8 protein-coding genes are annotated in these 11,561 nt (G+C 39.4%); 2 read left to right on the top strand and 6 right to left on the bottom strand.

Features of this window, described 5'->3' with window-relative positions; genetic code table 11:
• Window positions 1–78: 78 nt before the first annotated feature.
• The 3 genes from FVA69_RS20740 to FVA69_RS20730 form a co-directional block, all read right to left on the bottom strand.
• Window positions 79–1,023 carry an OmpG family monomeric porin gene (locus FVA69_RS20740; protein ID WP_164529271.1) on the bottom strand — a complete coding sequence of 315 codons (945 nt, stop codon included), beginning with the start codon at window positions 1,021–1,023 and terminating at the stop codon, window positions 79–81.
• 433 nt (window positions 1,024–1,456) lie between these two features.
• Window positions 1,457–2,227: a triose-phosphate isomerase gene (gene tpiA, locus FVA69_RS20735; RefSeq protein WP_004907024.1), complete on the bottom strand. Its 771-nt coding sequence runs from the start codon at window positions 2,225–2,227 to the stop codon at window positions 1,457–1,459.
• Window positions 2,228–2,405: 178 nt separating this feature from the next.
• Window positions 2,406–3,035, bottom strand: coding sequence for a DUF1454 family protein (locus FVA69_RS20730; RefSeq protein WP_181937089.1), 630 nt, complete (start codon window positions 3,033–3,035; stop codon window positions 2,406–2,408).
• Window positions 3,036–3,070: 35 nt separating this feature from the next.
• On the opposite strand from FVA69_RS20730, the gene FVA69_RS20725 reads away from it, so the two are divergent.
• Complete coding sequence (locus FVA69_RS20725; protein WP_004907027.1) at window positions 3,071–3,490, top strand: DUF805 domain-containing protein; 420 nt, start codon at window positions 3,071–3,073, stop codon at window positions 3,488–3,490.
• 73 nt (window positions 3,491–3,563) lie between these two features.
• Here the strand turns inward: FVA69_RS20725 and fpr are convergent, their stop codons facing one another.
• Entirely contained in the window at window positions 3,564–4,310 is a 747-nt protein-coding gene (gene fpr, locus FVA69_RS20720; protein ID WP_164529270.1) for a ferredoxin--NADP(+) reductase, read from the bottom strand.
• 478 nt (window positions 4,311–4,788) lie between these two features.
• Between fpr and emrD the strand changes: the two genes are divergently transcribed.
• Window positions 4,789–5,973: a multidrug efflux MFS transporter EmrD gene (gene emrD, locus FVA69_RS20715; protein ID WP_004907030.1), complete on the top strand. Its 1,185-nt coding sequence runs from the start codon at window positions 4,789–4,791 to the stop codon at window positions 5,971–5,973.
• A gap of 42 nt (window positions 5,974–6,015) precedes the next feature.
• Here emrD and FVA69_RS20710 read toward each other — a convergent pair whose 3' ends face one another.
• On the bottom strand, window positions 6,016–9,834 hold the full coding sequence (locus tag FVA69_RS20710; protein WP_164529269.1) for a hypothetical protein: 3,819 nt from the start codon (window positions 9,832–9,834) through the stop codon (window positions 6,016–6,018).
• Window positions 9,835–10,032: 198 nt separating this feature from the next.
• Entirely contained in the window at window positions 10,033–11,559 is a 1,527-nt protein-coding gene (gene glpK, locus FVA69_RS20705; RefSeq protein WP_164529268.1) for a glycerol kinase GlpK, read from the bottom strand.
• Between the last annotated feature and the right edge of the window lie 2 nt (window positions 11,560–11,561).

The raw sequence follows: 11,561 nt of genomic DNA, 5'->3' as shown, positions 1-11,561 counted from the left end.
AATTTAAAATATATAAGCCATATGATATTTCATATGGCTTGTTTTTTTATGAGAAATAAGTTGATGGCAAATTAAAGGTTACCATTGGTATTTTACGCCAATTTTACCGAGGTATAGCGTTTGTTTATTATCATACCCTGACGTGATCCCATTCTTTTTTGGTGATCTCCATGTTGAAGGCTCGTAGGCGAGTTCACTCCATAAAGTCAGGGATGGTGTAGCTTTGTATTCCACGCGGGAGCCAATGCGGAAGCCATTTTTAATTTCCTGTGTTAAATAATTATTTTTGTCATAGGTATTTTCTTGTAAGAAATAACGTACATATGGTGTAATTTTCCAGTTAGGCTTAATGGTAATGGGTAAGTAAGCGCGAACTTGTGATTGTAAAAAGCGGGTACTGAAATTTTTATCCCATTGGTTATCAATATAAACAGTGAGTTTTGCTTTTAGTGCATCTGAGTATTTATAGGTCACGCCATATTCGGTTTCTGCTTCATGGCTACTGTCATTGAAATAATTACTGTAATAAAAATAAGAAAGCCAAAAATTAAAAGACCAATCATCGTTGAAGCGGTACTCACCGGCTGGGGTTAAGCCATATAAGCGATTCGATGAGCGCGCTTTGGCGTTGGGTTCGACATCGTTTGACTCTTTTCTGTAACGAAAACCAAGTTCTAAGTTTGATTTTGGAGTGTTGAGAATTTTTTTGATAGCATCAATTTGTGTACGGTTTCGAATGTAAGAATCCCGTGAAGTTGTGAAATTACGGCCATGATTCCTTAAGGATTCACGATGATCTAGGGTGAAGCGCCAGTCAGATTTAGGGTTGTATAACTTTAATTGCCCAACTGTGCTGATTTTATCGTAGACTTTATTTTTAAATGAATCACGTTGACCTTGGTATTCTTCTATTTCCAAATAGATATTGGTATTAACTCGCCAAGAGTCATTATTTAATTCAGAGAAACAAATTGTAGGGAATATAATTATGATGCTATAGATTAAACTAACTATATATTTCATATTTATCCTTCAGGGTAAAAGTTATTAATGTTAATTATCTAGTTGAGCGATTAGCGAGATAAATGTGTATTAACTTTTATAGGTTGTCTACCGTTATTATTTAATAAATGATGGATAGTATATATAAAGCAAAGTGCTAATAATCTATATCCTACTGTTATTATGGTTGTTTTTATTTATTTGGGAATAAACTTATATTTTTATTAATACTTTTCTTTGAGATTTTTAATCATTTGTTTGTTAATTGATTTTAAATTTAATTAATTGCTTATTGTTTTATTAAAAATTAAATTATAATTATTTATATGGTCTGGAATCATGGGAGGATAAAATTTTAGACATTGACTATTATTACTAATAGAGGCATTAATTAAAAAAATAAAACAAAAAACCGCCAATATTTGGCGGTTAATCTCAAGGTATTAAAATAACCTTACTTGTTTTTTTTCGCTTCAGCGGCTGCTTTAACAATAACAGCAAAAGCGTCAGCTTTCAGAGAAGCCCCACCCACTAAGGCACCATCGATATCTGGTTGGGTGAATAGCTCAGCCGCGTTGCTAGCATTAACAGAACCGCCGTACTGGATGATAACTTGTTCGGCAATAGCAGCGTCTTTCTTCGCAATATGAGTACGAATAAATTTATGGATTGCTTGTGCTTGCGCTGGTGTTGCAGACTTACCAGTACCGATTGCCCAGATTGGCTCATAGGCGATAACGGCACCTTGGAAAGCTTCTGCACCTAAAGAATTCAATACGGCATCAATTTGACGAGCGCATACTTCTTCGGTTTTGCCTGCTTCGTTTTCAGCTTCAGTTTCACCAATACACAGTACTGGGATCAGGCCTTGCTCTTTTAATACAGCAAATTTCTTAGCGACAAATTCATCACTTTCGTTGTGATAAGTACGACGCTCTGAATGGCCGATAATGATGTATTTGGCGCCAACATCTTTTAACATTTCAGCAGAGGTTTCACCTGTAAATGCACCTGATAGGTTAACGTCAACGTTTTGTGCACCTAACGCAATACGGCTACCTGCTAACGCGTGTTTAGCTTGAGTTAAGTAAATTGCAGGTGGTGCAATAGCTACATCACAGCCATCAACGCTGCTTAGTTCATTACGCAAGCCAGCGACGAGGTCATTGACCATCTGTGTGCTGCCGTTCAGTTTCCAGTTACCCATTACCAATGGATGTCGCATGTTATTTCCTCCAACCAGAGAGTTTTAATGATTAATCAATAAGTTATTCATCACACGCTTATGTTACACGCGCAACGTGACAATGTTGTCGCCATTCACCTTCCGCATTATAAGAACAATAGATAATAATAGCTTTGCTTTTCATCATGCTTGTTCTTAGAGCGTGATCATAGTCAGTTTAGGGTGTTTGTTGTTCTAGCTTAATCGGTTCAACAGCAAAAGTAAGCACATTATTGTCACTTTTTACTAAAATATATCTTAAAGCCCCTAATCGCGCTTCTTCAGCGTGAGTCGCATTATTATTGGCAATAAATTTATTTAAAGCTTCTGTAAGTGCAGGGGCGTTGTCCAATGAAACTTCCGGGGCAAATATATGGATCATTGCAATAGTATAGTTTTCCATTAACTGCCGATTTTTTTGGGTTTCTTGTGGGTCATCTGATGGCAGTAATGTAATTTGTAAACTTTTAATTTTTTCACTACCGCGCTCTAACACTGCTGAGGAGTATATCTGTTGGTTAATACGAGACGCTGCGCGAATATAGGGCGCGGAGATATCTTGGCTAGCAATAACTTTATATTCATGGAGATATAAATCTTTATTAGCCTGATTGAATTGATTGCGTAATTTTGGAATGGTGAGTTCAAAAGAAGGGGCATCTGGGGCTAAGTAGGCGACTTTGAAATCGGTATCAGGCAAAGTGGGTACTTTTTGAGCGATAGCCAGTTGTGGCGCACTAAGTACAAAAATGGTTATGATGGCGTATACAGAACGAAATAAAATTTGGGTCATTTTTGAACCACTCATTTTTAGTTTTCCACATTGTATCAGGATAATAGGTAATGACATTACAACAATGGGCTTTTTCCTTCAAAGGCCGTATCGGTCGCCGGCCATTTTGGGTAGGTATTGCGGTCATTTTTATTTTAATGACGGCAGTTGCCCTGTTACAAAATGTACTGCTATTCTCTGAAACGCTTGCTATATCGTTATTTATTTTACTACTTTACCCTTTGGCCGCTATCTTTGTGAAGCGTTTACATGATCGTGGTAAATCGGGAGGGTGGTTTGCGCTAATTTTATTGGCATTTGCTCTCTTTTCAATCGATGTCAGTCAATTTGAACCTGTGTGGCAATGGGGTATAGGGCGTTTCTTACCCTTATTTATTACGATGATTATGGTGATAGATTGCGGCGCTTTTCTGGGAATGGAGGGTGTTAACCGCTATGGTGAAGAAACAGAAACGGTAGATTATCTATAGCGTCGATACCATATGCGCGAATACCACATAGAGTGAATACTACCCTGAAAATGCTTCAGGGTAGTGCATTGCATTACCAATATTGCTCACTAGATATATGGCCGGGTTTACGGCGCAAATGTTTAACCATTTGATGACTATTTTTTAATGTATCGCGAGTGTCCCTCACCATTTCGGGGTTTCCGCATAACATAACATGGCAGGTCTCAGGTGAAAGCGTTAGGCCAACCGCATCTTCGAGAGTGTGGCATTCAATTAACGCAGGAACACGGCCATGTAGTGAATTTGCACAATGTTCACGGCTGACAACGGTAACTATTTTCAATTTCCCTTGGTATTGTTGTTCTAATGTTTTCATTAAGGGTAAATAGCTTAAATCTTTCTCATAACGGACAGCGTGGAGTAAAACGATTTTCTCGAAGCGCTCCAGATCTTTACCTTCCTGTAGGATAGACAAAAAAGGCCCAATAGCAGTCCCTGTTGAAAGCATCCACAGGTTTTTACATGGTGGGATTTCATCTAAAACAAAGAACCCCGTCGCTTCATCCGTAATTTGTAACGTATCATTAGGTTTTAGTTTAGCGAGTTTTGGGCTAAGTTTGCCCCCTGGTACAATGACAAAATAGAATTCGAGCCGGTCATCGCTTGGCGCATTCACATAAGAGTAAGCTCGTTGAACACGTTCTCCCTCGATTTCTAGTCCAAGTTTTGCGTATTGCCCTGCTGTAAAGGGTTTAATCGGGGCCTTGATAACAAGGCTGAATAATGAGTCGGTCCAAAATTTGGCTTCAGTCACTGTTCCTGTTACCCAATTAGCCATACATTCCACCTCTTTATAATTCAAATATCCACCGGCTAAAAATGACAAATATATAATTCGAATAACTCAAAGCACGGTTCACTAGGATTTAATACTAAAACAGTTCACTATTTATGCTTATCGATAACGTGTTCCAGTGATTTATTCTTGAAATGAGTGTTTTTTGAATTTTAATGTACAGTTATGTTGACAATACTGGCGAATATTACTGCCATTAATGAAAAACATAAAATGTCGCACTACTACGAAAAGATGACGGCTTTTGTTATCTTAGTCACACTCAAGCGAAACGCACTATTTGCCATTTATTTTAAATGACACAAAAGCTTATTTAAAATGACATCAAAGCGTGGAGCGGTATTTTATATTGATAATTAAGCACCTAAATAATTTTGCGTTATTACATTGAGATAATGCAGCGTTATTTTGTGTCTGAAAATAGGGTGTATTTGAATTATTGGATGTATCTGAGAGAAAAATGAGAAAGCTGGAACACTTTAATTTGCTATTAATGCTAATTGCATTGGCAGCGGTCGGTCAAATGACACAAACTATTTATGTTCCTGTCATTGCTGAAATTGCCACTTATTTTAATGAGCCTTCAGGTGCCGTTCAACAAGTAATGGCGGCTTATTTATTTTCTTATGGTTTTTCACAGTTAGTTTATGGGCCGTTATCTGACCGAATTGGTCGCAGACCTGTTATTTTAACGGGTTTAACGATTTTCTTATTTTCAACGATTGTGGCGATTTTTGCGCCAACATTAAATATACTCACTATAGCGAGTGGGTTGCAGGGCCTCGGAACGGGTGTTGCAGGTGTGATGGCAAGAACCATGCCTCGTGATCTGTATAAAGGCACTGCCTTACGTTATGCAAATAGTTTATTAAATATGGGTATATTAGTGAGCCCATTATTAGCCCCAATGTTCGGTGGAATATTGGCGCATTTCTGGGGGTGGCATGCTTGTTATATTTTCCTGTTTATCCTAGGTGCTTCTGTATTATTAAGCATGTATCGTTGGTTACCCGAAACGCGTCCTGTTTCACCTGAAAAACATAAAATGATTGCGTCATATCGGGAATTATTATCAAGCGGTTCATTTCTATCTTATTTATCCATGTTAGTCGGCGCGTTAGCTGGGATAGCCGTATTTGAAGCCAGTAGTGGTGTATTAATGGGCGGTGTTTTAGGGCTCAATAGTATTACTGTGAGTATTTTATTTATATTGCCTATTCCTGCTGCTTTCTTTGGTGCTTGGTATGCGGGGCGAGAAGGAAAAACCTTTTATAATTTGATGTGGCACTCCGTTCTTATTTGTCTATTGGCAGGCTTTATGATGTGGATTCCAGGTTGGTTTGGGATTATGAATACCTGGACACTGTTAGTACCTGCAGCGGTATTTTTCTTTGGTGCGGGGATGTTATTTCCCTTAGCAACGACAGGTGCGATGGAGCCCTTCCCTTATTTAGCAGGGGCGGCAGGAGCATTAGTGGGTGGCTTGCAAAATATAGGTTCAGGTGTTGCCACTTGGGTTTCGGCATTATTACCGCAGAACGGGCAGTTTAGCCTTGGGTTACTGATGTTTTTAATGTCAACGCTCATATTATTGTGTTGGTTGCCTTTAGCAAAACGTATGAATCATTCAGAGCGTATGGTTTAATTGTGAGAAAGTCAGGCTGTAAAACACAGCCTGACTTTCAGATTACGCACTTAGCAGTATATCAGCTTGCTTGTGCTGTGGAATTGACATTGTCGGTGAATAAAAGGAACTAGGTTCTTCTTCTGGTATTGATGATATGAGTTCTGGCAAAACACTTCCTGAATTAAATACTACTGGTCGGTTGTAATCTAGAAACTCAATATTTTCTGCTAATTGTCCGGTTGGGTTTTGATTGTTTTGTTGAAGCCAAATCAACTTCGGTGCAACATGGTCTTGCAAGTGCTGGTCAATATGAATAAGTATTCCATCCAGTTTTAACCCAGGAGTGCTGTCTATCGTTCCTTTTATGGTTAATTGATTTTGTTGTACTGAAAAATACCAACTCTCTACAGGTACTTTTTCTTGGATTTGTTTTTGCTCATTACTTGTCACCAGTGTCACCCAAAAAGAGTGTTGGCCATTAGATAAGTTTAAATCACTAATATCAATCTGCTGCTCAATATTTATATCTGCGATTAATGGTGTTTCTATCATTTGGTGGTGGATCGTATTTTCCAATAAATAGCCAGTTTTGTAGGTATTAAGGTGATTAAGAGCAATAAAGTTCATTGATGTATCAACTTGCCTGTCTTGCCCAAAGGGATCTGATAATGAAAAGTATTGTTGGTGTAGGCGACCATTTTCTACCCATTTGGCGCAGAGTGCGCTTTTTGATGTAATTTTGTCGATATTAATTTTACCCGTAGAGAAATCAACGACACCTTCCTCTGTTGCAGCCCAGAAGATAGGGGCACCTTGCCAATAATTATCGAGAAGTAGATGGGGTGGTAATGTGTATCCATCCCTTTTTGCTAATAGGCGATTAGCTAAAGAATTCGGGTTACTATAGCGGGAAGTCAGCTGTCCAAGCTCTTTTTTGTGGTTCAATTCATGTATGGTGAATTGTACCAATTCACCTTTATCTGCAATATTAAAACTCGTTTCGTGTGGAATTTGTAAGACTTCGGTTAATAAACCATTTGGCGTGGCATAAGTTACTGTTAAAGCATAATTATGATAAATGTAAAATTGGCGGCCAGTCCCGGTTTTTAGATTGTGGTAATTCGCAGGTAAGCTCCCCACCGTACGGTTAACGGTGATCGTACTATAAGGGTGAAGGGTATTATCCGCCATTTTAGCCGACTGGGGTTGTATCCAATAAATTGGTACATCGCGTTGATGAGGAAATTGCTCAATTTGTATCCGGTGATAATATTTTGAGTAATTCTGTTGAGTTAGTATGACCCATTGTTTTCTGATTTGATCCCAGCGCTGATAAAAACCATCCCCAGCAAATCCTCCATCTTCAATATCCAGCCCTTTCGTTTTATTAGTCTGCCAGCGTACTCTGTCATTTAAAAATTGGTGAATTTTTTGGTTGTAGGCATCTGCGTGCGGTAAAAACGCATCATAGGCATCGCTCCTAAAAGAATCAAAATAAGGGAACATCGTCGGGGTAGCTTGTTTTGGAAAGGTATGGGGAGAGTGATAAGTAACGTAATATTGTCTAGATTGGTTATAAGCTGGGTTTTTACCGTGGTCATCGGGGTGGTAAGGGTATGTTGGCTGATTATTATGATCTTGCGCATTGGTATGCGGCAAGTCAAGGCCATGACCAAAAACTTCATGGAACATCACGCTAGGTTCATGAATTCCTCCTCCATGGTTGTGGAAGGATTGCCCTAATATCAAGTACAAGTTATCGAAGCTTGAGGGAAAAATTTCAATCGCAGTATATTGATAGTCAGAATCAGCATTGTTAGCTCTTTGATATAGCAGACTATTATTGTAAGCCCAATGGACCTGAGCATTAGGATGATAGCCAATTTCTTTAGGGTTATCATAATGAGGATGAATAAACGGAATGGCGTTATTATTGGTGCCAGTCATATATGGCGTTAAGCTAGGGTGACTTACTGTGGCAGGAGAGCTATACAGTGTGAACTGCCCGATCGGTAAGATTGTTGCAGCTTCTTTTCCCCAACTTAGTGGTGATGATGAATAAACACCATGCCCTTGTTGGTATAAACTGTGGCTATCAACATGAACAATTAAGTGGTTATCAAGGGTGACATTGGGTGAAAATACACCATACTGGTTAGTTTCCTCTGTGATAATAGGTTTGCCATTAACAGTGATAATGATGTTGATATCCGGTTGTATCCACTCACCTTTTAGCGGGGCGGTAAAGCGTTGCTGATGCCAATCTTGTGCGGAGACATTGGGCTGGCGGGGAAGTGCTGTCAATATTTTAGGTAAATGGTCTGGCCCTGTAAGTCTTATTCGGCCTAATATTTTTCTTTCTTTATTACTGATAATCGCCTCAATATCGGGGGATTTCGCTGCGTTTATACTTGTTATTTCTAAATTCAATAATGCCCAGCGATTAGCCGTTAAGCTCATATGCTTATCTGTCATATTCTGCAGGTGAGTTTGTGCTAGTTGAATATTATGGATTTGCATATCGCTTGGTGTGGGGTGATAACGCCGTTGAGGTTCATGATAAATTGGATTTTGAACGGAAAATGTACGTTTCCCTGGAATACGATGTTGTGGTGCATTTTCGGTCTGTAGCTGAATTGAAATAGGCTGAGATTCCTGCCCATTAGGCAGTATGGCGATAAAATCAAACTGATCTGACTGGGTTTTAAATTTTGCGTTATTGGCAATATATTGCCACTCATTGGTAATATTATTTAACGTTAATCGACCAAATTTGGGCTGCTCAAGGATTTTGTAACCCTTAATATGAGGGATATTGGGTAGTTTTCCTGTTATAGCGCCTACGACCAGCTGATTTGGCAGCTCATCCGGGTTTTCTGTTACTAAAATAGGTAGGATTTGAGGAATCTGCTTTTGCTCATTATATCGGGAGGTTACTTGTTTTGTTTGTTTCAATTGAAATTGGCGAAAAATGATATTCTCCCCAACAAGTTTTAAGGTATTCTTTTCATAGCTGATTTTAACCGCAGGAAGCTGGTGTTCTACCATCATTCTATTAACATCGGTTTCGATTGAATGGGCAATCTTTTGCCAAGATGATGTTTCTGTAATTGGGATGTCATGTAAGGATAATATATTGTTATTATTGGTGTTTTTTATGGATACTGAAAAATATTGACTGTTTTTTCGTAATTCATCTGTTAGCTTCAATGAGCTTATTGTGTGGGGTGGTAGGGTAATAACTTGTTGGAAGTTGTGATTTTCTAAGGTATTGCTGGCTAGCTCAATGTGCTCTACTGGGCGAAGTTCATTAATTAATTGTTGAGTAGAAGCTGATATTTTTTTTTGTTTATCTTTTACTATCAATAAACTACCTCCAGTGAGCTCCAACCAATGGCGAATGAGTTCGATTTGTTTATCATTGGCACTTTCGGGCAAGACTACGATACTATAATGGCGATGCCATTCCCCACTTGGCAGCAATAAATCAGCGAGCTGGGCCTGTGCTCTAACTTCTCCGTCGATCCATTCATGGGGTGAATTAAAGCTTTCTACAAATATGCCTTGCTTGGAATGGAACTTGAAACCAGAAAATTGAGACTCTGGTAACGTGCTAGCAATGTAGCTTTTTTTAGTTTCTCCTATAATTCGTGGCTTATTTATAAGCCAGCTAAATAGCTCATGAGCGGCTTTGCCCTCTTTTGAAAACGTAGGGTCAAGGCTTAAGTTTTTTAATAATGGTGAGTTATTATCAATAACTACGACCCTACCTTTATTTGCGTATAAGCCAATTTTTAATGGTTGTTGTTTAATATTGCTATCATATTGGTTTTTAATGGATGAAATGGGTTTATTTTGTTCTTCGTATCGGTTTTCCATAACCGTATCCTTTATTTATTTCTTAAAATATCAATAGGTAATTTTCCTCTTACTAGATAACTTTAAATAAATATTTATTGTTCTTCTAATTTATTATTAATCTGATTATTGATTTTATATTTATTAGTTAATTAGTTTTATGAAAAAGAAAGGCAGCACTTCAGTGCTGCCTTTGAGCGATTTGTTTTGAATTAAAAATTAACCGCGATCTTCCCATTCTTGAGCACGGGCAACCGCTTTTTTCCACCCTTCGTATTTGAAATTACGTTCTGTTGTTTCAATACCCGGTTTGAATACGCGCTCAATGGTGGCTTTACTTTGTAACTCATCAAGGTTACTCCAAAAACCAACCGCTAAACCTGCAAGGTAGGCTGCACCCAACGCAGTACTTTCTCGCACTTCAGGGCGCTCAACAGGGGTGCCTAAAATATCGGACTGGAATTGCATTAAGAAATTATTAGCGACAGCGCCCCCATCAACGCGCAGTGCTTTTAAGCGTTCGCCTGAGTCTGCTTGCATGGCATCAAGCACATCTCGGGTTTGATAAGCGATAGATTCTAATGTTGCGCGGATAATATGGTTGCGGTTTGCGCCACGGGTTAAGCCAAAGATTGCTCCGCGCGCATACGGGTCCCAATAAGGAGCACCTAAACCTGTAAAGGCAGGAACAACATACACACCATTACTGTCTTTTACTTTAGTGGCGAAATATTCAGAGTCCGTCGCTTCATCGATAAGTTTCAATTCATCACGTAGCCACTGAATAGACGCACCGCCGACGAATACTGCACCTTCAAGGGCATAATTGACTTCGCCTTTTGGGCCGCATGCGATGGTCGTCAGTAGGCCGTGATTTGAGCGTACAGCGGTTTCGCCGGTGTTCAGCAGTAGGAAACAGCCAGTGCCATAGGTATTTTTTGCCATCCCTGATTTAACACACAGTTGACCATAAAGTGCGGCTTGTTGGTCTCCTGCCATCCCTGAAATTGGAATACGTGTTCCGCCTTTCCCCCCAATGTTGGTTTGCCCGTAGACTTCCGAAGAAGGGCGCACTTCTGGGAGCATTGCACGTGGAATATTCAGCGCTTTGAGGATTTTGTCATCCCACTCAAGGTTGCGGATATTGAACAACATGGTTCGGGAAGCATTGGTGTAGTCGGTGATATGAACACGCCCTTGTGTCATTTTCCAAACGAGCCAAGTATCGACAGTCCCAAATAGTAATTCTCCTTTCTCGGCACGTTCACGTGCACCTTCAACATGATCTAAAATCCATTTTACTTTGGTACCGGAGAAATAGGGGTCAACAACCAGGCCGGTATTTTGGCGAATGTATTCCTCTAGATCACGGTCATTTTGTTTTAAATGCGTACAAAAATCAGCAGTGCGGCGACATTGCCACACAATCGCATTATAAACGGGCTTACCAGTGGCTTTTTCCCATACGATGGTAGTTTCACGTTGGTTAGTGATCCCAATCCCAGCGACTTCATCGGTACGAATATCTGCTTTAGCGAGAACTTCCACAAGTGTTGAGCTTTGTGATGCCCATATTTCCATTGGGTCGTGTTCTACCCAGCCTGGTTTAGGATAAATTTGGGTGAATTCACGTTGTGAAATACTGACAATATTTGCATCATGGTCGAGTACAACAGCACGTGAGCTGGTTGTGCCTTGGTCGAGTGCAACAATATACTTTTTCGCAATAGTGGTTTCAGTTGTCATAA

The sequence above is a fragment of the Providencia sp. PROV004 genome (assembly GCF_011045615.1).
Lineage (GTDB): Bacteria > Pseudomonadota > Gammaproteobacteria > Enterobacterales > Enterobacteriaceae > Providencia > Providencia rettgeri.
The sequence above is the reverse complement of the archived record's forward strand: the minus strand, read 5'-3'. Positions and strand labels throughout refer to the sequence as shown.